This window comes from Nevskiales bacterium (assembly GCA_035574475.1).
In the GTDB taxonomy this organism is placed as follows: Bacteria; Pseudomonadota; Gammaproteobacteria; order Nevskiales; family DATLYR01; genus DATLYR01.
The window spans coordinates 1-23,519 of record DATLYR010000233.1 but is presented as its reverse complement, the minus strand read 5'-3'; the positions used below and the strand labels follow the sequence as shown (position 1 = coordinate 23,519).

At 67.2% G+C, this 23,519-nt stretch carries 18 protein-coding genes; 11 read left to right on the top strand and 7 right to left on the bottom strand.

Annotated features, from left to right (window positions below; translation table 11 throughout):
• Nucleotides 1-60: 60 nt before the first annotated feature.
• From VNJ47_13900 to VNJ47_13880, 5 genes are read right to left on the bottom strand one after another with little or no spacing between them, the layout of a single operon-like run.
• Nucleotides 61-3,180 carry an efflux RND transporter permease subunit gene (locus tag VNJ47_13900; protein HXG29929.1) on the bottom strand — a complete coding sequence of 1,040 codons (3,120 nt, stop codon included), beginning with the start codon at nt 3,178-3,180 and terminating at the stop codon, nt 61-63.
• 24 nt (nt 3,181-3,204) lie between these two features.
• Nucleotides 3,205-4,326, bottom strand: a complete 1,122-nt coding sequence (locus tag VNJ47_13895) for an efflux RND transporter periplasmic adaptor subunit (protein ID HXG29928.1) — start codon at nt 4,324-4,326, stop codon at nt 3,205-3,207.
• An 8-nt stretch (nt 4,327-4,334) separates the two neighbouring features.
• Complete coding sequence (gene hemH, locus VNJ47_13890; GenBank protein ID HXG29927.1) at nt 4,335-5,339, bottom strand: ferrochelatase; 1,005 nt, start codon at nt 5,337-5,339, stop codon at nt 4,335-4,337.
• Nucleotides 5,336-6,718 carry an amino acid permease gene (locus VNJ47_13885; GenBank protein ID HXG29926.1) on the bottom strand — a complete coding sequence of 461 codons (1,383 nt, stop codon included), beginning with the start codon at nt 6,716-6,718 and terminating at the stop codon, nt 5,336-5,338. The genes hemH and VNJ47_13885 overlap by 4 nt, the downstream gene beginning before the upstream one ends.
• A 39-nt stretch (nt 6,719-6,757) precedes the next feature.
• The gene (locus VNJ47_13880) at nt 6,758-8,044 is read right to left on the bottom strand and encodes an acetyl-CoA C-acetyltransferase (protein ID HXG29925.1); all 1,287 of its coding nucleotides are present in this window, start codon (nt 8,042-8,044) and stop codon (nt 6,758-6,760) included.
• Nucleotides 8,045-8,276: 232 nt separating this feature from the next.
• Between VNJ47_13880 and groES the strand changes: the two genes are divergently transcribed.
• The 9 genes from groES to VNJ47_13835 all read left to right on the top strand — a co-directional run bounded on the left by groES (nt 8,277) and on the right by VNJ47_13835 (nt 19,150).
• Nucleotides 8,277-8,564, top strand: a complete 288-nt coding sequence (gene groES / locus VNJ47_13875) for a co-chaperone GroES (protein ID HXG29924.1) — start codon at nt 8,277-8,279, stop codon at nt 8,562-8,564.
• 91 nt (nt 8,565-8,655) lie between these two features.
• On the top strand, nt 8,656-10,290 hold the full coding sequence (gene groL, locus VNJ47_13870; GenBank protein HXG29923.1) for a chaperonin GroEL: 1,635 nt from the start codon (nt 8,656-8,658) through the stop codon (nt 10,288-10,290).
• A gap of 70 nt (nt 10,291-10,360) precedes the next feature.
• Nucleotides 10,361-11,524, top strand: coding sequence for a glycosyltransferase family 4 protein (locus tag VNJ47_13865; GenBank protein ID HXG29922.1), 1,164 nt, complete (start codon nt 10,361-10,363; stop codon nt 11,522-11,524).
• Nucleotides 11,521-14,403: a bifunctional [glutamate--ammonia ligase]-adenylyl-L-tyrosine phosphorylase/[glutamate--ammonia-ligase] adenylyltransferase gene (gene glnE / locus VNJ47_13860; GenBank protein HXG29921.1), complete on the top strand. Its 2,883-nt coding sequence runs from the start codon at nt 11,521-11,523 to the stop codon at nt 14,401-14,403. Before VNJ47_13865 ends, glnE begins: the two co-directional genes overlap by 4 nt.
• Nucleotides 14,403-15,110 carry a hypothetical protein gene (locus tag VNJ47_13855; GenBank protein HXG29920.1) on the top strand — a complete coding sequence of 236 codons (708 nt, stop codon included), beginning with the start codon at nt 14,403-14,405 and terminating at the stop codon, nt 15,108-15,110. Before glnE ends, VNJ47_13855 begins: the two co-directional genes overlap by 1 nt.
• A complete protein-coding gene (locus VNJ47_13850; GenBank protein ID HXG29919.1) occupies nt 15,056-16,156 on the top strand; it encodes a glycosyltransferase family 4 protein in 1,101 nt (366 codons plus the stop codon). Before VNJ47_13855 ends, VNJ47_13850 begins: the two co-directional genes overlap by 55 nt.
• Nucleotides 16,157-16,172: 16 nt before the next feature.
• Nucleotides 16,173-17,123: an ADP-glyceromanno-heptose 6-epimerase gene (gene rfaD / locus VNJ47_13845; GenBank protein ID HXG29918.1), complete on the top strand. Its 951-nt coding sequence runs from the start codon at nt 16,173-16,175 to the stop codon at nt 17,121-17,123.
• A 4-nt stretch (nt 17,124-17,127) separates the two neighbouring features.
• Nucleotides 17,128-18,132: a lipopolysaccharide heptosyltransferase II gene (waaF, locus tag VNJ47_13840; GenBank protein HXG29917.1), complete on the top strand. Its 1,005-nt coding sequence runs from the start codon at nt 17,128-17,130 to the stop codon at nt 18,130-18,132.
• 94 nt (nt 18,133-18,226) lie between these two features.
• Nucleotides 18,227-19,150, top strand: a complete 924-nt coding sequence (locus VNJ47_13835) for a branched-chain amino acid transaminase (protein ID HXG29916.1) — start codon at nt 18,227-18,229, stop codon at nt 19,148-19,150.
• On the opposite strand, the gene VNJ47_13830 is transcribed toward VNJ47_13835, so the two are convergent.
• A complete protein-coding gene (locus VNJ47_13830) occupies nt 19,147-20,217 on the bottom strand; it encodes a glycosyltransferase family 9 protein (protein ID HXG29915.1) in 1,071 nt (356 codons plus the stop codon). The two genes, VNJ47_13835 and VNJ47_13830, sit on opposite strands and share 4 nt — an antisense overlap.
• Between VNJ47_13830 and VNJ47_13825 the strand changes: the two genes are divergently transcribed.
• Nucleotides 20,216-20,944 (top strand): 3-deoxy-D-manno-octulosonic acid kinase, encoded by a 729-nt coding sequence (locus VNJ47_13825; protein HXG29914.1) that lies wholly within the window; start codon nt 20,216-20,218, stop codon nt 20,942-20,944. The two genes, VNJ47_13830 and VNJ47_13825, sit on opposite strands and share 2 nt — an antisense overlap.
• Here VNJ47_13825 and VNJ47_13820 read toward each other — a convergent pair.
• Entirely contained in the window at nt 20,917-21,999 is a 1,083-nt protein-coding gene (locus VNJ47_13820) for a hypothetical protein (GenBank protein HXG29913.1), read from the bottom strand. The two genes, VNJ47_13825 and VNJ47_13820, sit on opposite strands and share 28 nt — an antisense overlap.
• A gap of 80 nt (nt 22,000-22,079) precedes the next feature.
• Between VNJ47_13820 and hldE the strand changes: the two genes are divergently transcribed.
• Nucleotides 22,080-23,519: bifunctional D-glycero-beta-D-manno-heptose-7-phosphate kinase/D-glycero-beta-D-manno-heptose 1-phosphate adenylyltransferase HldE (gene hldE / locus VNJ47_13815; GenBank protein HXG29912.1), on the top strand; the 1,440-nt coding region annotated here is incomplete at its 3' end.

Below are 23,519 nucleotides of genomic sequence, written 5' to 3'. Positions count from 1 at the left end.
AGTGGGGCGGCGCGGCGCGCAGCCCCCGGGCAGGGCGGGATTCTAGCATTCGTGTCCGCTTCAGGTACCCGCGGATTCGCGGTGCGGCGCCGTCGCCGCAAGCCGGCCCTCGCGCGCCTCGTACAGGCCGAGCAGCGCAGGCACCAGCACCAGCACCAGCAGGGTGGCGATGGCCAGACCGAAGCAGATCGACACCGCCAGCGGGATCAGGAACTGCGCCTGGGTCGAGGTTTCCGCCACCAGCGGGCTCAGGCCGGCGATGGTGGTGACCGAGGTGAGGATCATCGCGCGCAGTCGCAGGCAGGAAGCGTCCTCCAGCGCCTGCCGCACCGGCACGCCCTGCTCGCGCAGCTCCTTGTAGAAGGACACCAGGATGATGGAATTGTTGACCACGATACCGGCCAGGCCGAACAGCCCGAACAGCGACACCACGGTCAGGTCGATGCCCATGACCCAGTGCCCGAACACCGCGCCGGCCAGCCCCAGCGGGATGATCGCCATCACCGGCAGCGGCCAGACATAGGAGCCGAAGATCCAGGCCAGCACGACGTAGATGAGCACCAGGCCGACCCAGGCGCCCAGCTTCATGTCGCCCAGCGTTTCGGCCTGGTCCTCGGCGCGGCCCTCGTACAGCACCTCGACGTGGTACTTGTCCACCAGCCGCGGCAGCACCTCGCGATCGATCTGCGCGATCAGTTCGTTGGCGTTGCTGGTGGTCTCGTCCACGTCGCCCGACACCTTGATCGCCAGCTTGCCGTCGCGGTGGCGCAGCGTCTCGAAGCCGCGCCGCGGCTCGATCACGGCCACGCTGGACAGTGGCACCGTGGCGCCGCCGGGCAGGACGATCGGCAGCGTGTCCAGGCTGGCCAGCGTGCGTCGCTGCGCCTCGGGCAGGATCACGCGCACCTCGATCTCGTCGCCGAGGTCCTGGAAAACCTGCACCAGTTCGCCGTCATAGGCGGCGCGCAGCTGGCGCCCGACCTCGCTCACCGTCAGGCCCAGCGCCTCGCCCTGCGGGGTGAGGCGGTAGACCAGCTGCTCGCGGCCATAGGGCGTGTCGTCGGCGACGGCATGGATGCCCGGATAGCCGCGCAGCGCGGCGGCCAGCTCCTCGGCCGCGGCCTTGAGCAGGTGGATGTCGTCGCCGCGCAGGCGCAGCTCGATATCACGTCCCGGTGGGCCGCCGGTCGGCGAGTACACCTCGAAGTTCTCGACGCCGGGCGGCAGGCGGATGCGCTTCTGCCATTCGCTGATGAAGCGGGGATTGCGCACCTGGCGCGCGTCGGGCGGCAGCAGCTCCAGCCGTAGGGAGCCGTAGCGGTCGCCGTAGCGGTTGAAGGCGCCGTCGTCCACCGGGGCGCGGCCGCGTTCGGTCAGCGCCGAGACCACCAGACCGCCGCCCAGCGCCGCGTCGGTCGCGTAGAGGCTGCGTTCCAGCTCGTCCAGGAACGTGTCCACGCGCTCGACCGGCGTGCCCGCGGCGAAGGTGACGTTGGCGAAGATCACCGAATTCTCGGGCGTGGGGAAGAACTGGAACTTGACGCGGCCGGTGGACAGCAGCGTCAGCACCAGCATCACCACCGCCACGGCGATGGCGACGGTGGCGCCGCGGTTGGCAATGGCCCAGCGCACCAGGCGGCGGAAGCGCTGCTCACGAAAGCGGTCGAAGCCCTCGTCGATGACGCGGCGCAGGCCGGTCGGCGCGGCGTGGCGGATCTTCACGAAGCTGCGGTGCAGGTGCGCCGGCAGCACCAGGAAGCACTCCAGCAGCGAGGCGATGATCACGCAGATCACGACCTGCGGGATCGAGATCATGACCGTGCCGATGATGCCGCCGACCAGCGTCAGCGGCAGGAACGCGGCCATGGTGGTGAGCGAGGAGGCCAGCACCGGCCAGAACATGCGCCGCGCGCCACCCTCGGCCGCGCGCATCGGGTCCTCCCCGCCCTGGTAGTGGGCCAGCGCATCCTCGCCAACGACGATGGCGTCGTCGTCGATGATACCGAGGGTCAGGATCAGCGCGAACAGGCTGACCATGTTGATGCTGCCGCCGAACAGATACATCACCGCCAGCGTCGCCAGCAGCGCGCTGGGAATGCCCCAGGCCACCCAGAAGGCGACGCGCGCGTTGAGCGTCAGGAACAGGATGACGATGATGAAGACCAGGCCCTGCACGCCGTTGCCGAGCAGCATGTCGATGCGTTCCTTGATCAGGGTCCACTGCTCGTTGTACACGATCAGCTCGACGCCCTGCGGCAGCTGCGGCCGCGTGTCCGCCAGCCAGGCATTGAGGATGTTGGCGGCGTCCAGTGTGTTCTCGGTCTTACCGCGCCAGAGCGTAATCTCCACCGCCGGCTTGCCCTGGTAGCGCGTGATCACCTCGCCGCTGCGCGGGCGGCGCTCGATCTCGGCCAGGTCGCCGAGCCGCAGCACCTGGGTGCCGTCGCGGTTGGTGATGCGCAGGCTGGCGAAATCGCCGGGCGCACGACGCTGCTCGAGCCCGCGCAGCTGGCGGCCGACGTCGCCGCCGCCGACCTCGCCGGCCGGCAGGTCGAGGCTGCGCGCGTCGATCTGCGCGGCGATCTGGTGCAGGGGCAGGCCGAGGTCGGCCAGGGTTTCGGCCGGGATCTGGATCGCGATCTCTTCCTCGGGCAGGCCGGACAGCTCGACCTTGGTGATGCCGCGCTGCAGCAGCTCGCGCTCCATCTGCTTGGCCAGCAGGCGCAGTTCCTCGCGCGTCTTGTTGCCGGCCAGCAGCACGCGCGCGATCAGTTCCTTGTTTTCCAGCACGATGATCTCGGGATCCTCGGCCGTGGCCGGCAGTCCACGCACCCGGCCCATGACCTCGTTGACCTCGCTCAGCGCGGCGCTGAGGTCGGTGCCCTGGTGGTACTCGATGAAGATCGAGGACATGCCCTGGGCCGAGACCGAGGTGACGCGGCGCACGTCGTCGAGGTCGCGCAGCTCGGGTTCGATGACGTTGGTGATGCCCTGCTCGATGTCCTCGGCGGTGGCGCCGCGCCAGGCCACGTTGATGTTGATGTAGTCGATGCTGAAGGTGGGGAAGAACTGTGTGTTGAGCTGTGTCACGGCGGCGATACCGGACAGGATCATCAGCACCATCAGCAGATCGGCCGCGACCGGGTGGTGGGTGAAGAATCCGATCGGGTCGCGGCGCATCGGCGGTTCCAGCTCGAGGCGGGCTCAGTCCTGCGGACTGACCTTGAGGCCGTCCACCGCCAGCGGCAGCTGGGTGGTGATCAGACGCATGCCGTCCTGCAGCGCCGGGCTGCGCACCAGCACGCGCGGCCGCTCACCGGGCGCGCGGTATTCGCCGATGCGCTCAACCGTGATGCCGCGCATGCGCTCGCCCTCGGCGACATAGACGCGGTTGTTCTGGTACAGCGCCTCGAAGGGCACCGCGGCCACCGCCGGCTCGGGCGGCAGCAGCAGGGTGATCTCGAGCGTGCGGCCCGGCTCGAGTTCGGGCCGCGGCGGGTCCAGGCGGAAGAAGCCGTCCACGTTGCTGCTGCCGCGTGCTTCGCCCGACAGCCGCAGCAGCAGCGCCGGCGCCTCTTCGCCGTCCAGCATCACCCGCGCCGGCAGCCGGCCGGCGGCAGCCAGCGCCTGCCGCAGTCGCGGCAAATAGGCGGCGGGCATCGGTGCGCGCAGCTCCAGGCGCACCGGGTCGTACAGGCTGACCAGGGGCTGGCCCGGGGTCACGCGGTCGCCGACCGCCACCGCGACCCGCGTGACGCGGCCGTCGAAGGGCGCGACGACGCGTGTGCGCTCGAGCGCGAGGCGCGCGGCGGCCAGGCTCTGCTCGCGACCGGCGACCGCCAGTGCGCGCTGCTCGACGGCCTGGCGCGCGGCGTCCACGTCCGCCTGCGAGGCCAACCCGTCGCGGTACAGCTGCTCGGCGCGGGCCAGATCCTTGCGCGCCAGCGCCAGCAGCTCGCGCTCATGCCGCAGGGCGGCCTCGTCGCCGCGCACGCGGATGGCGGGCTCGTCGTCGTCCATTCGCACCAGCAGCTGGCCCTTGCGTACGCTGTCGCCCTCCAGCACGCGTACCTCCTCGACGTCGGCCGCGATGTTGCTGCCCATGTCGGCGGCGGCGGGCGATTCGACCCGGCCGTAGAGCTGCAGGCTGGGCGCGAGTTCGCGCAGCTGGATCGTTTCGGTGGAGACCGGCCAGACCTTCTCCGCCACCACGGTGGCCGGCGGCGGGCTGCGCGTGTACCAGAGCAGCAGCGCCAGCGCGAATGCGCCCAGCAGGATCAGGAGGGGAAGGCGGCGCCGGAGCGGCTCGGGAATGCGGGGCGGCACGCCCACGATCATACCCCAGCGTCGCCGCCGGCAGCATCGCACCCGTCCCGCAGGTGGCGCCGGGCCAGCGCCGCCAGGGCGCGGATGTGCGCCTCGTCGTCGTTCAGCGCGGGGATGTAGCGCAACGCGCCGCCGCCTTTGGCGCGGAACAGTTCCGCATAGCGCAGGCGGATCTCCTCCAGCGTCTCCAGGCAGTCGGCGGAGAATCCTGGTGCGATCACGTCCAGTGTCTTGATTCCAGCCTCCGCCAGATCTTCGATCTGGTGGTCGGTATAGGGCTGCAGCCAGGGCGCCCGGCCCACGCGGCTTTGGAAGCCCAGGGTCCAGTCGTCCGGTTTCAGGTCCAGTGCCCGTGCCAACAGCCGCGCGGTGATGTGACAGCGGCCATGATAGGGGTCGCCCGCGCGCGCGTACTGCTGGGGAATGCCGTGGAAGGACAACAGCAGCTTGTCGCCGCGGCCGTGGGCGGCCCAGTGGCGGCGCACGCTGTCGGCCAGCGCGGCGATGTAGCCGGGATCGTCGTGGTAGTCCATGACGAAGCGCAGCTCCGGCAGGGCGCGTTCGCGCCGCAGCGCGTCAGCCACGGCATCGAATACCGAAGCGGTGGTGGTGGCGGAGTACTGCGGATACAGCGGCAGCACCAGCACGCGCGCCGCGCCGGCGGCGCGCAGGGCGCGCAGGCCTTGCGCGATCGATGGCTGGCCGTAGCGCATACCCAGCTGCACCGGCACGCCGACGGCCGCTTCCAGCGCCGCCGCCTGGCGCCGCGAGATCGCCAGCAGCGGCGAACCCTCGGCGGTCCAGATGGCGCGGTAGGCGTGTACCAGCCGGCGCGGCCGGAACGGCAGGATGAAGAGGTACAGGATCGGGCACCACAGCCAGCGCGTCAGCTCGACCACGCGCCGGTCGTGCAGGAACTCGCGCAGGAAGGCGCGGATGGCGCCGGCGGTCGGTGCCGCCGGCGTGCCGAGATTGACCAGCAGGATGCCGGTGTCGGGCACGCGGCTGCTCACGTCGAGCTGGGCACCTTTTCGAGCAGACTGTTGCGCCGCGAATAAACGAAGTAGATGACGAGTCCGATCAGCATCCAGACCATGAAGCGCAGCCAAGTCACGACGGGCAGGCTGTACATCAAGTAGCCGCAGAACAGGATGCCGAGCATCGGGATCACCGGACCGAACGGCACTTTGAACGGGCGCGGCAGATCGGGATGGGTGTGGCGCAGGAGGATCACGCCGGCGCAGACCAGCACGAAGGCGGCCAGCGTGCCCATGTTGACCAGCTCGGCGAGGGCATGGATCGGGGTGAGTCCGGCGGTGAGCGCCATCACCACGCCGCTGACGAGGATGATGCGCACCGGTGTGTGCGTGTTGTGGTTCACCGCCGAAAACACCGACGGCAGCAGGCCGTCGCGCGACATGGCGAGAAACACGCGCGTGAGCCCGTAGTAGAGCACCAGCATCACCGTCGTCAAGCCGGCGATCGCGCCGGCAGTGACGAGCGCGAGGCCCCACTGGTAGCCGAGCGCCTTGAGCGCGTCGGCCATCGGCGAGGCCGTGTCGAGCGTCGCGTACGGCACGACGCCGGTCAGCAGCGCCGACACGATGATGTACAGCAACGTGCAGATGCCGAGACTGCCGAGGATGCCGATGGGCAGGTCACGACGCGGCTTGACGCATTCCTCGGCGGCGGTCGAAACCGCGTCGAAGCCGATGTAGGCGAAGAAGATGATGGCGGCGCCGTGCATCACACCCTCCCAGCCGAAGGGCATGAAGGGCGTCCAGTTCTGGGGGTTCACGTGCTGCGAGGCCAGCGCGATGAAGATGCCCAGCGTGCCGAGCTTGATGAGCACGATGGCATTGTTGAAACGTGCGCTTTGCTTGACGCCGATGGCAAGCAGGATGGCGAGCGCCATGACGATGCCGACCGCCGGCAGGTTGATGAGACCGCCATCGGCCGGGCACTTGAGCAGGGTCTCCGGTAGCGGCAGGCCGATGAGCTCCAGCCCACGGCCGAAGTAGCGTGACCAGCCGACGGCGACGGTCGCGGTCGAGAGCAGGTATTCGAGGATCAGATCCCAGCCGATGATCCAAGCGATGAACTCGCCGAGCGAGGCGTAGGCGTAACCGTAGGCGCTGCCACAGCCGCCATAGCTCGAGGCGAGCTCCGCGTACGAGAGCGCCGCGAACGCGCAGGCTAAGCCGGATACGACGAAGGCCAGCACGATGGCGGGCCCGGTAGTGGTCGCCGCCGTGATGCCGGTGAGCACGAAGATGCCGGTGCCGATGATGCAGCCGATGCCGAGCAGCGTGAGGTCCCAGGCGTTCAGCACGCGGCGCAGGTCGCTCGGGTTGTGATCGGCATTGAGTGGCTTGGTGCGGAACAGGCTCATCGTGTCTCCCTATCGTGCGTGTCGTCCGACGGAATCCGGTCAGCGCTCCAGGATGGCGGTCACGCCCTGGCCGCCGGCGGCGCAGATCGAGATCAGGCCGCGGCCCGAGCCCTTCTGGTGCAGCAGCTTGGCCAGGGTCGGCACGATGCGCCCGCCGGTGGCGGCGAAGGGATGGCCGACGGCCAGTGAGCTGCCTTTGACGTTGAGCTTGCTGCGGTCGATCGAACCCAGTGGCTTGGGCAGGCCCAGTCGGTCGCGGCAGAAGGTTTCCGACTCCCAGGCCTTGAGCGTGCATAGCACCTGGCCAGCGAAGGCCTCGTGGATCTCGTAGTAGTCGAAGTCCTGCAGTGTCAGTCCATGGCGCGACAGCAGGCGCGGCACCGCATAGGCCGGCGCCATCAGCAGGCCTTCCTTCTTGCCGACGAAGTCCACGGCCGCGGTTTCGCCGTCCACCAGATAAGCCAGCACCGGCAGGTTGTGCCGCTTGGCCCATTCCTCGGACGCCAGCAGCACGGCCGAGGCGCCGTCGGTCAGCGGCGTGGAATTGCCGGCGGTCAGCGTGCCCTGGCCGCTCTTTTTGTCGAAAGCCGGCTTGAGCGTGGCCAGTTTCTCCAGTGTGGTGTCGGCGCGCAGGTTGTTGTCGCGCTCGACGCCGTTGAAGGGGACGACGAGATCATCGAAGAAACCTTCCTCATAGGCTTTGGCGGCCTTCATGTGGCTTTCATAGGCCAGCCGGTCCTGCTCCTCGCGGCTGATTTTCCATTCCTTGACCATCAGTTCGCAGCTTTCGCCCATCGACAGACCGGTTCTGGGCTCGGCCACGCCGGGTATGAGCGGGATCAGGTCCTTGGGCCGAAACTTGAGGAAGGCCTTGAGCCGGTCGGCCGCGGTCTTGCCGCGGTTGGCTTCGAGCAAGATCTTGCGCAGCCCCTCGCTGACGCCGATCGGCGCGTCGGAGGTGGTGTCCACGCCGCCGGCGATGCCGGCCTCGATCTGGCCCAGCGCGATCTTGTTGGCGATCAGCAGTGTGGCCTCCAGCCCGGTGCCGCAGGCCATCTGCAGGTCGCAGGCCGGGGTTTCCGGCGCCAGCCCGGAGGACAGCACCGACTCGCGGCACAGGTTGAAATCGCGCGAGTGCTTGAGCACCGCGCCGGCCGCGACTTGTCCCAGGCGTTCACCCTGCAGCTTGTACCGCTTGACCAGGGCGCTGAACGCGCTGGTCAGCATGTCCTTGTTGCTCAGGGTGGCGTAGGCGGTGTTGGAGCGGCAGAAGGGGATGCGTGCGCCGCCGAGAATGGCGACCTTGCGCAAACTAGGCTGTTTCATGGGCAAAAACTCCTGGCGAAAGATCGTGAACAAGCGTTCCGGGCCGGCGCGGGCGGCCCAGAATGACAAATCGGGTCGGGTACGGCAATCGGACCCTTGACTCTGGATAACTCGCGGCTATTATTAGCACTCACCAAAGGCGAGTGCTAATAGACTGCCGGGTGGGCGGCCGGCTCTTCAAGAATGCCGCCCATGTAGAAAAATACCATATTTTTCAAGGAGTCACTAACCCATGAAGATTCGTCCCCTGCATGATCGCGTGATCGTGAAGCGCCTGGAGGCCGAAACCAAGACGGCCGGCGGCATCGTGATCCCGGATACCGCAGCCGAGAAGCCGATCCGCGGTGAAGTGATGGCGGTCGGCAACGGCAAAATCCTGGAGGACGGCAAGGTTCGTCCCCTGGATGTCAAGGTCGGCGACAAGGTGCTGTTCGGCAAGTACTCGGGCACCGAGGTCAAGCTCGATGGTCAGGAACTGGTCGTGATGCGCGAAGAAGACATCATGGCCATCCTGACCTGAAGCACCGCGGACCTCAGAGAGGCACTGGATTCCGGTCTTTGCCGGGATGACAGAACCCCACCAAACGAATTCAGACGAGAGGACATAGAACATGGCTGCCAAAGACGTACGATTCGGTGACGACGCACGCCAGCGCCTGCTGCACGGCGTCAACATCCTGGCCAACGCGGTCAAGGTCACCCTGGGCCCGAAGGGCCGCAACGTGGTGCTGGAGAAGAGCTTCGGCGCCCCGACCGTGACCAAGGACGGCGTGTCCGTGGCCAAGGAGATCGAGCTCAAGGACAAGTTCGAGAACATGGGCGCGCAGATGGTGAAGGAGGTCGCGAGCAAGACCTCCGACGTGGCCGGTGACGGCACCACCACCGCGACCGTGCTGGCGCAGGCGATCCTGAAGGAAGGCATGAAGGCAGTCGCCGCCGGCATGAACCCGATGGACCTCAAGCGCGGCATCGACAAGGCCGTGGTTGCAGCGGTCGAGGAGCTCAAGAAGCTTTCCAAGCCCTGTGACGACAACAAGGCCATCGCCCAGGTCGGCACGATCTCGGCCAACTCTGACGAGGCCATCGGCAACATCATCGCCGAGGCCATGCAGAAGGTCGGCAAAGAAGGCGTGATCACGGTCGAGGACGGCTCGGGCCTGGAGAACGAGCTGGACGTGGTCGAGGGCATGCAGTTCGACCGCGGCTACCTGTCGCCGTACTTCATCAACAACCAGCAGAGCATGAGCGTCGAGCTGGAAAACCCGCTGATCCTGCTGCACGACAAGAAGATCTCCAACATCCGCGAGATGCTGCCGATCCTCGAGGGCGTGGCCAAGGCTAGCCGTCCGCTGCTGATCGTGGCCGAGGACGTCGAGGGCGAGGCGCTGGCGACTCTAGTGGTCAACACCATCCGCGGTATCGTCAAGGTCTGCGCGGTCAAGGCGCCGGGCTTCGGTGACCGCCGCAAGGCCATGCTCGAGGACATCGCCGTGCTGACCGGCGGCAAGGTCATCTCCGAGGAGCTGGGCATGAGCCTGGAGAAGGCCACGCTGGCCGACCTTGGCCAGGCCAAGAAGGTGCAGGTGGACAAGGAGAACACCACCATCATCGACGGCGCCGGCGACTCCAAGAAGATCGAGGCGCGCATCAAGGCGATCCGCCAGCAGATCGAGGAAGCCACCAGCGACTACGACAAGGAGAAGCTGCAGGAGCGCGTGGCCAAGCTGGCCGGCGGCGTGGCGGTGATCAAGGTCGGCGCCGCGACCGAGACCGAGATGAAGGAAAAGAAGGCCCGCGTCGAGGACGCCCTGCACGCCACGCGAGCGGCGGTGGAAGAGGGCGTGGTGCCGGGCGGCGGCGTGGCCCTGATCCGCGCGCTGCAGGCGATCGAGAAGCTCAAGGGCGACAACGAGGACCAGGACGCCGGCATCCGCATCGCCAAGCGCGCCATGGAAGCCCCGCTGCGCGAGATCGTCAGCAATGCCGGCGCCGAGGCCTCTGTGGTGCTGAACAAGGTGGCCTCCGAGAAGGGCAACTTCGGCTACAACGCCGCCACCGGCGAGTTCGGCGACATGGTCAAGATGGGCATCCTGGACCCGACCAAGGTCACCCGTTCCGCGCTGCAAAACGCGGCCTCCATCGCCGGCCTGATGCTCACCACCGAGGCCATGGTGGCCGAGCTGCCGAAGAAGGAAGAGGCCCCGATGCCGGGCGGCGGCATGGGCGGCATGGGCGACATGATGTAATCGCCATATTCTCACAGGTCGAGCACAAAGGCCCCGGCAACGGGGCCTTTGTCTTTGCTAGAGTGCTGTCATGCGTATTTGTTTGACCCATATGCGCCATGCCCATAGCGGAGGCACCGAGCGCTATCTCAACTACTTGGCCCAATACCTGTGCGAGCGTGGTCACGAGGTGACCATTGTGTGTCGCAGTCATCGGGAATCTCCGCATCCGCGCGCACGTTTCGTTGTGCTCCATAACTTCGCCCTGGGACCAGGGTGGCGGCGCTGGGCATTCGCGCGCGCCGTAGAACGTTATGTGCGTAAGCATGGCAATGAATACGACGTAGTGTTTGGCTTGGGACGTACCTGGAGTCAGGACATAGTGCGTATGGGTGGCGGCTGTTACCAGACCCAGCTTGATGCCATGAGCGACTTCGTTGGCGCGGCGAGTTCCCGCCCGACCCAGCTGCGGTTCAAAGATCGAGTAGCACTGGCAATCGAGCAACGCTGTTTCGCGGCTGGTGCTTACCGCCGGATAATTACCAATGCGGCCATGGTGAAGCGTGACGTAATGCAGCGATATGGGGTGCCGGAAGCCGCTATCGAAGTCATCTACAATGGCGTTGACCTTGAGCGTTTCCATCCCCGGCATCGTGATGGACGGGGGGCGGTGATCAGACGCGAGGCAGGCTTTGCGCCCGATCATGTGGTGTTTCTTTTCCTTGGCAGTGGATTCCCACGCAAGGGTCTGGACCTGCTGCTCGAGGCTTTCCCGTTCGTGACTGCGACCCATCCACACGCACGATTACTGGTAGTGGGTAGGGACTCCGGTCAGCCACGCTACGAAGCGCGTGCACGGGCTCTGGGCATCGCTAATGAAGTGCGTTTTCTGGGTGCACGAACTGATCCAGAGGCATGTTACGGCGCAGCCGACGTTTATGTCCTGCCCACACGCTATGATCCGTTTGCCAACGCCACGATCGAGGCGCTGGCTTCAGGCATGCCCGTAGTTACTACCGATAGCAACGGGGGCAGCGAACTGATCGAATCTGATGTACAAGGCAGCGTATTCTCGCTCTCGGATGGTCGCGAGAAGCTGGTGCAGGCATTACGTACATGGTGCGACGCTGGCCGAATCCAGCAAGCCTCGATTGCGGCGCGCAGGCTGGCTGAGCGCCATGGGATCGAATCGAAGATGCAAGCCACACTTGATCTACTGCAAGCAGTTGCCGCGGAAAAGCGGCATACCGGATGAGTTCTGATCCGATCGCCGGCCTGCCTCCACTGCTCAAAACACGGGTCGGCCAGCAGTGGCAATCCTGGATACGAAACGGACATGTCCAGTTGCCAGAATCGCTGTGTTCGAGCTTGTTCACGGTTTGGGCTGCTAGCCCTTTTGTTGCACAGTCTTGCCTGCGCGATCCGCTTTTACTGGAGGAGCTGGCCCAGGGCGGAGATCTGCTAAGAGCCTACAGGCCCGGAGAGCTCAGCTATCGGCTGCATGCGGATCAGCAGTCTGCGGCCACATTGCCCGAACTGATGCGCGTGCTGCGCAAGCGGCGCAATCGCGAGCTGGTGCGCATCGCCTGGCGCGATCTGGCGGGCTGGGCCAGCCTGCCGGAGACACTGGCCGAGCTGTCGGACCTGGCCGATGCCTGCGTGGAAGCCGCGCTGGTCTGGCTGGAACGCGATTTCAGTGCGCGGCACGGCCTGCTGCGCGGCACCGATGCCGCTGCACGCCTCATCGTGCTCGGCATGGGCAAGCTGGGGGGGAGGGAGCTGAATTTCTCGTCGGATATCGATCTGATCCTGGCCTACGATGCGGACGGCGTCAGTGACGGACCGCACCCGCTGGAGCACGAGGAATACTGTCGCCGCCTGGCGCAGGCCATGGTACGGGCGCTGAGCGAGCCGACGGCGGACGGTTTTGTTTACCGCGTGGACACACTACTGCGCCCGTTCGGAAAGAGCGGCCCGCTGGTCATGCATGTGGACGCAATGGAGCAGTATTACCAGACGCACGGACGCGAGTGGGAGCGCTATGCGCTGATCAAGGCCCGTCCGGTCGCCGGCGATCGTGCGGCGGGCGATCGGTTACTGGAGACGCTGCGGCCGTTCGTCTACCGGCGTTACCTGGATTTCGGCGCCTTCGAGTCGCTGCGCGAAATGAAGAGCCTGATCGAGCAGCAGCTGCACCGTAACGGCTACAAAGACAACATCAAGCTCGGCGCCGGCGGCATCCGCGAAGTCGAATTCATCGCCCAGGCCTTCCAGCTGATCCGCGGCGGTCAGGACCGTGCCCTGCAGCAGCGTAGCCTCATGCTGACCCTCGACGTATTGGAGCAGGAGGGTTTGTTGCCGGCCTATGCCGTGCGCAGCCTGCGCGAGGCATACATTTTTCTGCGGCGTACCGAGAACCGCCTGCAGGCCTGGCAGGATCAGCAAACCCATGACTTGCCTGCGGACGCGGAACGCCGCGCCGCACTGGCCTTTGCCATGGGGTTTGCGGACTGGCCGGCCTTCCTGGCCGAACTGGACCGGCACCGTGCGCGTGTCCACCAGCAGTTCGAGCAGGTGTTCGCCGCCCCGCAGGCACGCGCTGCGGATGAAGCGGCAGTGGCGCAGGTTGCCGCCATCTGGGAGGAAACGGTCGATGACGCAGAGGCCCTGCGTCTGTTGAGTGCGCAGGGGTTACCGCAGGCGACCGCCAGCCTCGAATTCCTGCACCAGCTGCGTCGCAGCGCCGTCTACCGTGGCCTCGGTGAGCAAGGGCGGCGACGCTTCAGCCAGCTGCTTCCGCTGCTGTTCGGGGCCGTGCGCGGCTGCGAGCAGCCCGAATCGGCCCTGCTGCGCGTGTTGCAGGTGATCGAGGCCGTGGCCGGACGTACCACTTACCTGGCACTGCTGGTGGAAAGCCCCATGGCGCTGTCGCAGCTGGTGGCGCTGTGTGCGGCCAGCCCCTGGATCACGCAGCAGATTCGACGCCATCCGTTGCTGCTGGACGAGCTGCTGGATCCGCGCATCCTGTACCGGCCGGCGCCGCGCGCCGAACTGGAGCGGGAACTTGCGGAAGCAGCCCAGGCCCTCAGCCTGGACGATCTGGAATCGCAGATGGACCTGCTGCGGCGTTTCAAGCAGTCGTGGGTACTGCGCGTGGCCGCTGCGGATGTCAGTGGCGCCATGCCGCTGATGATCGTCAGCGACCATCTCACCGACATCGCCGAGATCATCGTGCAGCATGCTCTGCGCCTGGCCTGGCAGCAGATGAGGGCGCGGCACGGGCGCCCACTGCGCGAGGACGGCTCCGAGGCCGGCTTTGCGGTGATTGCCTTCGGCAAGCTGGGCGGCATCGAGCTGGGGTACGGTTCCGATCTCGATCTGGTTTTCGTGCACGACGGCATCGAAGGACAGGCGACGGACGGTGTAAAGCCGCTCGATCATGGCGCCTTCTTCACCCGCCTGGGCCAGAAGCTCATCCATATACTGAGCGCGCAGATGCCGAGTGGCGTGGCTTACGCGGTGGACATGCAGTTGCGCCCCAGTGGTAGCTCCGGCCTGCTGGTCACGAGCCTGGACGGATACCGCCGCTACCAGCTGGAAAAGGCCTGGACCTGGGAACATCAGGCCCTGGTACGTGCCCGCCCCATCGCCGGCAACGCCAGGGTCGGCGAGGCCTTCGATGCCCTGCGGCGCGAGGTGCTGTGCCAGCCGCGCGTGGCCGGTAAGCTGCGGGAGGAGATCCGGGCCATGCGAGAAAAGATGTACGAGAAGCTCGGCGACCACAGCTCGGGCTGCTTCGACCTCAAGCACGGTCGCGGCGGTATCACGGACATCGAGTTTATGGTGCAATACGCCGTCCTGCGCGATGCCGCACGACGGCCAGAGCTGGTGCAGTACACCGACAACATCCGGCAGATCGACGCCCTGTATGCCGCCGGGGCGCTGTCCCCCGCGGAGGCGACGCTGCTTGCTGACGCCTATCGCGCCTACCGGAAGCGCGTGCACGCACTGACTCTGCAGGAGCTGCCGGCGGTGGTCGCGGATACTGAATTCGGCGAATATCGTGCCGGCGTGCGGTCGCTTTGGCAGTGCTTGCTGGGGACGACGTCGGACAATCTGGAGAACAACCTGTAATGAACGCCAAACTGAAGAGACATTTCTTTTACTGGGTGCTCCCGACCTCGGTCATTCTGACGTACGTCCTGATGTATTTCTCTGGTACCCCTGTACTACAGAGCATTATTGCCCCTGCCTTCAACCGTGAATTGGGTCTTCTGGAAAGCACCCAGCACCTCTTGCTGGTTGCCGTGATCGTGATGGCAGCGCTGGGGCTGCGTCGTGCGGAAGTGCCGATCGAACGCTTGGGGTACGGGCTTGCGACAGGGCTGGCCGTTTTTCAGCTGCTCGAAGAGCTGAACTACGGCTACCATTACCTCAACGCACTTGGGCTCGTCACGGAGACTGGTGGTGTCCGGTGGAATATACACAACCGCGGCATCTCGACCCCGATGAAGACCGCAGGCGACCTGGTCCTGTTTTTTTATTTCTTCTTGCTGCCACTGTGCGTGCGTCCGGACGGGCCGGCCTGGCTGCGTTTTCTGTCACCGCCGCGTTTGTTGGCGCTAACGGTGCTTTGTTCCGTCGCGGTATCCAAGTTCGCGCATCAGCTCAATGAGCATGCCGAGCTGTCCAACCACGTGCTGGAGAGTGGTGTTTCAGAATTCAGGGAGACGTTTATCTATTATGTGGTGCTGATTTATATCAGGGAGTTAGTCACCAACCGGAGATGGCCGGGCTGGAAAGGAGAGCGCGGCTCCCCCTTCAAGGATCAGTCGGCCTGAAAGTCAGGTGCGAGGTGAGGGTGTGTCATGTCAATTTCGCAAAAGGCTACCGCGGTGGCGAGCGCCAGACCGAGCTGCTGATCCGGGAGCTGGCGGCACGCAGTGTCAGGCAAAGCGCCATCGTGCGCGCGGGCGATGAGCTGGCCCGTCGCCTGGACGGCATGCCCGGGCTCGAGCTGCGGCCCATCGCCAGCCCTTTCATCCTGCATGTACGGCTGGGGCGAGGCTGGCTGCTGCATGCGCATGAATCCAGGGCCGCCCATTTTGCGCATGCCTGCCATCTCGTCACCGGCGCACGCTACATCGTTACCCGGCGCGTGGATAACGCCCCCAGTCCGAGCGTGCTGACGCGACGCATGTACCGGCACGCCGCAGCGGTGGTGGCGATCTCGACGGCCATCCGCAGGATCCTGCAGGCATACGAGCCTGCATTGGCACCACGGGTGATCCCCAGTGCGCAGGCACGCCTGACTGCGGATCCCGAGGCGGTACGGGGCATCCGTGCGCGCTGGCCGGGCAGGTTCCTGGTCGGACACATCGGGGCGTTGGATAACTCGCAGAAAGGCCAGCTGTACCTGATCCGGGCGGCGCGGCGGCTGGTCGCGAGCCATCCGCAGTTGCAGTTCGTGCTGCTGGGCGACGGCAAGGACGAGGCCTGGCTGAAGCGGGAGGCTGGCGATCTGCCGAACGTCAGCTTTGAGGGGTATGTGTGCAATGTCGGTGACTGGCTCGACGCCTTCGATCTGTTCGCGTTCCCCTCGTTGCACGAGGGGCTGGGCTCGACGTTGCTGGATGCCATGAGTTTCGGGCTGCCTATCGTGGCAACGCGCGTAGACGGCATCCCTGAGATCGTGCACGACGGCCAGAATGGCCTGCTGGTCCCGCCGGCGGACGAGATTGCGCTGTCACAGGCGATCCTCAGGCTGGCAGAAGACTCGGCTCTGCGCGAGCGTCTGGGCGCATCGGGCCGGCGGATTGCGGCAGACTATACGCCCGAGCGCATGGCGGAGCGTTATCTGGCGCTTTACCGGGAAATGGCCTCATGATGGAAAGAGGTTCCACATGATCATCGTCACCGGCGCGGCCGGGTTCATCGGCAGCAATCTCGTAGAGGGCCTCAACCGGCGTGGCCTGCGGGATGTCATTGCCGTGGACAACCTGACCGATGGCACCAAGTTCCGTAACCTGGCCGACCTGCATATCGCCGACTATCTCGACATGGACGACTTCCTGCGCCATGTGGAGGCCAATCACGACTTCGGCAAGGTCCGCGCCGTATTCCACCAGGGGGCCTGCTCGACCACCACCGAGTGGGACGGCCGCTTCATGCTACGGGTGAACTTCGAGTACACCAAGAAGCTGTTCCACTATTGCCAGGCTCGCCGCATCCCGCTGATCTACGCCTCCTCGGCCTCGGTGTACGGGGCCGGGCCGAACTACGCCGAGGATCCGGAGCGCGAGCAGCCGCTCAACGTCTACGGCTACTCGAAATTCCTGTTCGACCAGTACCTGCGCGCACGCCTGCCGTACCTGAAGAGCCAGGTGGTGGGCCTGCGCTATTTCAACGTCTACGGCCCGCGCGAGCAGCACAAGGGCCACATGGCCAGCGTGGCCTTCCATTTCGACCGGCAGATCCGCGACAGCGGCGAGTGCCGGCTGTTCGAGGGCTCGAGCGGTTACGCGGACGGCGAGCAGCGGCGCGACTTCATTTACGTCGGCGACGCGGTCAGGGTCAACCTGTGGTTCCTCGATCATCCCGAGCGCTCCGGTATCTTCAACTGCGGCACCGGCCGCAGCCAGAGCTTCAACGACGTGGCGCGGGCGGTGATCGCCTGGCATGGCCGCGGCCGCATCCGTTACATCCCCTTTCCGGACAACCTCAAGGACAGCTACCAGAGCTTCACCCAGGCCGACCTCAAGCAGCTGCGGGCCGCGGGCTGCGATGTCGATTTTCGTACGGTGGAGGAGGGCGTAAAGGCCTATCTCGACGCCCTGCATGGCGCCAAAGCCTGATCCCATGGCGCAGAAGATTCTGGTCGTCGGCCCGTCCTGGGTCGGCGACATGGTCATGGCGCAGAGCCTGTTCATCACGCTGCGCCGACAGGCGCCCGATTGCCTGATCGACGTGCTGGCGCCGGGCTGGTCGCTGCCGCTGATCGCGCGCATGCCGGAGGTGCGTCGCGGCATCGAGTGGCCGGTGGCGCACGGCGAGTTCGGGCTGGGCAAGCTGCGCCGCCTGGGACTCGCCCTGCGTGCGGAGCACTACGACCGCGCCATCGTGCTGCCGCGCAAGCTGAAGGCCGCACTGGCGCCCTGGTTTGCGCGCATCCCGCGCCGCACCGGCTATCGCGGCGAGCTGCGCTTCGGCCTCATCAACGACCCGCGCCCGCTCGATACCGCCCGGCTGCGGCAGACCGTGCAGCGCTTCGTGGCGCTCGGCCTCGAGCGGCCGCCCGCCGCGGCGCCCGACATCCCGCCGCCACGCCTGCGTGTAGACGAGGACAACCGCGCGCGCCTGCTGCGCGAGCTGGGCCTGGACCTGGGCCGGCCCGTGGTGGCGCTCATGCCTGGCGCCGAGTACGGTCCCGCCAAGCAGTGGCCGCCGGCGTATTTCGCACAGCTGGCCGCCCGCCTCGTCGCCGCCGGCCGCCAGGTCTGGATCCTGGGCTCGGCCAAGGAGGCGGCGCTGGGCGACAGCATCCGCGCAGGCAACGAGCGGGTAATGAACCTGTGCGGCCGCACCCGGCTGGCGGACACGGTTGATCTTCTGTCCCTGTGCGTCCGCGCGGTGACCAACGATTCCGGCCTGATGCACGTGGCCGCCGCCGCCGGCACGCCGCTGGTCGCGATCTACGGCTCCTCCACGCCCGACTACACCCCGCCGCTGACGCCTGCCGCCGACGTCCTCTACCTGCGGCTGGACTGCAGCCCCTGCTTCGAGCGCACCTGCCCGCTGGGGCACTACCACTGCCTGCGCCGCATCGGCGTGGACCGAGTGCTGCAGCTTGCGACGCGCGACTGACTGCACCGCGGAATTGTGGTGAAATATGCGGCTTGTTTGCGGCGCTCCGGCCGCGTTCCCGGCCGGTGCCACCACAGCTACTCAGGGTGTTCCCATGACCTCGTTTGCCGATCGTGATGGCTTCATCTGGCTGGATGGCCAGCTCCTGCCCTGGCGCGAGGCCAAGGTCCACGTCCTCACCCACACCCTGCATTACGGCATGGGCTGCTTCGAGGGCGTGCGCGCCTACGAAACCCCCAAGGGCACGGCCATCTTCCGCCTGCAGGACCACACCCGGCGGCTGTTCAACTCGGCCAAGATCCTCGGCCTGCAGATCCCGTACACGCCGGACGAGCTCAACGACGCGCAGCGGCGGGTGGTGCGCGAGAACCGGCTGCCGTCCTGCTATATCCGGCCGATGGTGTTCCTCGGCTCGGAGGGCATGGGCCTGCATGCCAAGGGCCTGGCGGTGCACGTGATGGTGGCGGCCTGGCCCTGGGGCAGTTACCTGGGCGATGAACAGCTGGAGAAGGGCCTGCGCGTGAAGACTTCCAGCTTCCAGCGCCACCACGTGAACGTGACCCTGTGCCGGGCGAAGGCCAACGGCAACTACCTCAACTCGATGATGGCGGTGAACGAGGTGAGCCGCGACGGCTACGACGAGGCGCTGATGCTCGATGTGGAGGGCTACGTGGCCGAGGGCAGCGCCGAAAACATCTTCATCGTGCGCGACGGCCGGCTGTACACGCCGGACCTCACCTCCGCGCTGGACGGCATCACCCGCCGTACGGTGATGGAACTGGCGGCCGAGATGGGCATCCCCTGCACCGAGAAGCGCATCACGCGCGACGAGGTGTACATGGCGGACGAGGCGTTCTTTACAGGCACGGCCGCCGAGGTGGTTCCGATCCGCGAGCTGGACAACCGCGCCATCGGCAGCGGCACGCGCGGGCCGGTGACGCAGCGGATCCAGAGCCGCTACCTCGATCTGGTGCGTGGCCGCGGCAGCGACCATGCGGATTGGCTGACACTGGTTTAGCGCGCGGCTGTTTCCGCCAGCACTCGGTCCAGCATCGCGGTCACATCGTCCACCATGATCAGTTCCATCGCGCGCGGGTCGCGCACGCGCTGCCCCCAGCGCGCTTCCTCGACCGACAGCCCGCAGTCATCGCGCAGGGCCTCCGGGTACTTGTTGACGGTCCAGTGCCGGTCATAAGGGCCGGTGCGGCCCGGATTGGAGGAGGCGTACAGTCCGATCACCGGCGTGCCGACGGCGGTAGCCATGTGCGCCGGGCCGGAGTCGGGTGTGACGATCGCCGTCGCGCGCGCGAGCAGCGCCAGCAGTTGCTTGAGACTGGTCTTCCCGATGAGGCTGGTGACCGGCCCGCGCGTCAGGGCGCTGATGTCGCGGCCGTACTGCTGCTCGATCTCGGTGTTGCTGCCGGTGAGCAGGACCTGCAACCCGCGGCCCAGCGCGTGCTCGGCGACCGCGGCGTAGCGGTCCGCGGACCAGTTGCGGAAGTTGCGCAGGCGGCTGCTGGAGCAGGGGCTGATCAGCAGCGCCGGCCGCCCGTCCGGGATCAGCGCCTGCGCGAAGTCGCGGTCCGCCGCGGACAGCGGGATGTCCCAGCGCAGCACGCGTTCGCGAACGCCGAGCGCTTCGGCGAAGCCGAACAGCCCGTCCATCACGTGCTCGTGCCGGCGTGCCGCGATGCGGTGGGTCGAGAACAGCCACTGGAACTCGCGCGCGCGGGCACGGTCGAAGCCCAAACGGATATCCGCCGCGATCATGCGGCTGATCAGGTTGGCGCGCAGCGAGGCGTGCATCATCAGCAGCACGTCGAAGTGGCGCCCGCGCAGCCGATCCCGTAAGCTCGCCATGCCCCGACGGCCGCCCTTCTTGTCATGCACGATGAACTCGATGTCCGGGATGTCCCCGACCAACGCCGCCTCGGTCCTGCCGATCACCCAGGTAATGGCGGTCCGGGGCCAGGCGTGCTGCAGCGTACGCACCACCGGCAGCGTGTGGCACACATCGCCGATGGCGGACAGGCGCAGCACGCACAGCGAGCGCGGCGGTTGTGACAGCGGCAGCGACTGAATCATGAGGCCCGAGTACCGGCGCGACGGCGCCACCGCCATCGTATATGACGCGGACCGCCTTGACCACGCCGACAGCGCGCATTTCGAGCCCGCCTACTGGGCCGGACGCGGCGCGCTGGTGGGCGAGGCGGCGGGCGGGCGCGGCACCACGCTGTTCGTGCAGCAGGGCGCGGAGCAGTGGGCGTTGCGGCACTACCGCCGCGGCGGCTTCGCCGCACGGCTGGTGACCGACCGCTACCTCTGGCTGGGGCTCGAGCGCACGCGCGCCTGGCGCGAGTGGCACCTGATGGCGGAGCTGCACCGGCGCGGGTTGCCGGTGCCGGCGCCGGTGGCGGCGCGCGTCGTGCGCGAGGGTGTCAGCTACTCCGCCGACCTCATCACGCGGCGCCTGCCGGGCGTCGAGCAGCTGACCCAGCGGTTGCAGGCCCAGGCCCTGCCGGACCGCGACTGGCGGCGGCTGGGCGGCATGCTGCGCCGTTTCCACGACGCGGGCCTGGACCACGCCGACCTCAACGCGGACAACATCCTGCTGTCGGCGTGCAATGATTTCTGGCTGATCGATTTCGACCAGGCCCGCCTGCGCGCGCCCGGCCGCTGGCGCGAGGGCAACCTGCTGCGGCTGGAGCGCTCGCTGAAGAAACGCCAGGCGAACTCTCCGCAGTTCTTCTGGACCGGCCTGAACTGGTCCGCGCTGCGCGCCGGCTACGAGTCCCCGCCCGCGGGCGGCTGATCGACGCGCACCGGGCGCGGGCGCTCGTAGTAGTGCCGCGGGAAGCGGCGATGCGCCCAGGCGTACTGTTCCGGATGCTTGCGGATCTCGCCCTCCAGCCAGCGGTTGTAGCGCTCGAGGTAGTGCAGCAGCGTGGCGTCCGGCCCGCCGGGCTGTTCCTCGATCAGGAACGGCCCCTCGCAATGCCATTTCGGGTTGCCCTGCGCGTCGTACACCAGCGTCCCGAACACCAGCGGAATCCTGTTGTCCACGGCGTACTTGAGTGCGCCGACCTGCATGGGCGCGCCCGGTACGCCCATGAAGGTCATCGGCACGCCGCCGCGGCGGGTGTACTGGTCACAGGCGAAGAACAGTCCGTAGTTCTGCCTCCAAAGCTCGACGATCTCCGCGCGCAGGCTGGCGCGCGGCGCTTTCACGCGCGCGCCGTTCACCAGGTCGTGCCGCGTGGCGGGTGTTTCGATCAGGCTGATGCCATAGGCCAGCCGCTTGCGGCCCATGTGGCGGTCGAACCAGGCGTTGCTGAAGCCCTTGTAGATGCCATAGCACTGGAAGCCGCTGACCGCCACCGCGCGCGCCGTCAGATCGATATTGCCGAGGTGGCTGGTGACGAAGCCATAGCCGCGGCCGAGCCGGCGCGCCGCCTCGATGGGCTGCGCGCCCTCGCGGCCAATGCTGGCCAGCAGCTTCTCCGGCGGCCAGTAGATGAAGTCGTAGAACGAGTCCAGCACCGCGCGCAGGTAATGCCGGAACATGCCCAGCACGATGCGGCGTTTCTCGGCCTCGCTCAGGCGGTCGCCGTACACCAGATCCAGGTTGATCAGCGATACGCGCCGCCGGCGCGGCGACAGCCAGTAGGCGAGGGTGCCGAGGCCCTGGATCAGCAGCCAGCGCAGCGGCCGGCCGCCGACGCGCATCAGCAGGCCGAACAGCGCCACCAGCCCGTCGAGCAGGTCCATCACCAGGCGGCCGAGCCGCGTGTCATGGCGGTGCTGGAAGCTGGCCCAGCCGGCCACGTCGGCGGGCGGAATCAGCGGGTGGCGGTTTGGTTGGGGCACGGTCATCGTCCTGATGAGGCTCCCGCGTAATTTTACAGATTTCCCCGTATCATTCCGGAATCTGGCAGGGGCTGATCGCAATGCAGAGCATTCCTTCCTTCGAGGGCGTACGCGTGCTGGTGGCCGGCGACGTGATGCTGGACCGCTACTGGCACGGGCCGACCGGCCGCATTTCGCCCGAGGCGCCGGTGCCGGTGGTGCGCATCCAGGACATCGAGGAGCGCGCCGGCGGCGCCGCCAACGTGGCGCTCAATATCGCCGCCGTCGGCGCCTCGGCCACGCTGCTGGGCGTGGTGGGGCGCGACGAGGCCGCCGGCCGGCTGACCGACCAGCTGGGCCAGGCCGGGGTGCGCTGCGACTTCGAGCGCAGCGCCACGCATCCGACCATCACCAAGCTGCGCGTGCTCAGCCGCAACCAGCAGCTGATCCGACTCGACTTCGAGGAGCCGCTGGGCCAGGCCGGCGCCTACCGCCAGGCGGATCTGCTGCGCCGCTACGAGGCGGCGCTGGCGCAGTGCCAGGTGGTGGTGTTGTCGGACTACGGCAAGGGCACATTGGTGTCGGCGCCCGAGATGATCCGGCTGGCGCGCGCCGCCGGGCGGCCGGTGCTGATCGATCCCAAGGGCCGTGATTTCGGCAAGTACCGCGGCGCAACCCTGCTGACGCCCAACCTGTCCGAGCTGGAGGCGGTCGTCGGCGCCTGCCCTGATGAAGCGGCCATCGTGGCCAAGGGCGAGCGGCTGCGTGCCGAGCTCGAACTGGAAGCGCTGCTGGTCACGCGCAGCGAGCATGGCATGACCCTGCTGCGCGCCGGTCAGCCGGCGCTGCACCTGCCGGCCGAGGCGCGCGAGGTGTACGACGTCACCGGCGCCGGCGACACCGTGATCGCACTGCTGGGCGCGGGGCTGGCCGCCGGCCAGGACCTGCCGCATGCCGCGCGCCTGGCCAATATCGGCGCCGGCATCGTGGTCGGCAAGCTCGGCACCGCCACGGTCAGCGTGGCCGAATTGCGCCGCGCCATCCGCAACCTGCACCAGAACGACGGCGGGGTAGTGGACGAGGAAACGCTGCTCGAGCGCGTGGCCGAGGCGCGCGCGCACGGCGAAACCGTGGTCATGACCAACGGCTGCTTCGACATCATCCATCCGGGCCACGTGCGCTACCTGGAGGCGGCGCGTAAGCTCGGCGACTGCCTGATCGTGGCGGTCAACGACGACGATTCCGTGCGCCGGCTCAAGGGGCCGTCGCGGCCGGTGAACCCGCTGGCGCATCGCATGCAGGTGCTGGCGGCGCTCAAGCCGGTCGACTGGGTGGTGGCTTTCGGCGAGGACACGCCGGCACGGCTGATCGGACGCGTGCTGCCAGACATCCTGGTCAAGGGCGGCGACTACCGTGCCGAGGACGTGGCCGGCTACGAGGCCGTGACCCGCAATGGTGGCCAGGTCAGGATCTTGGATTTCCACGCCGGCTACTCCACGACCGCGATTCTGGAAAAGGCCGCCGCAGAAGTCGCCCCGCAG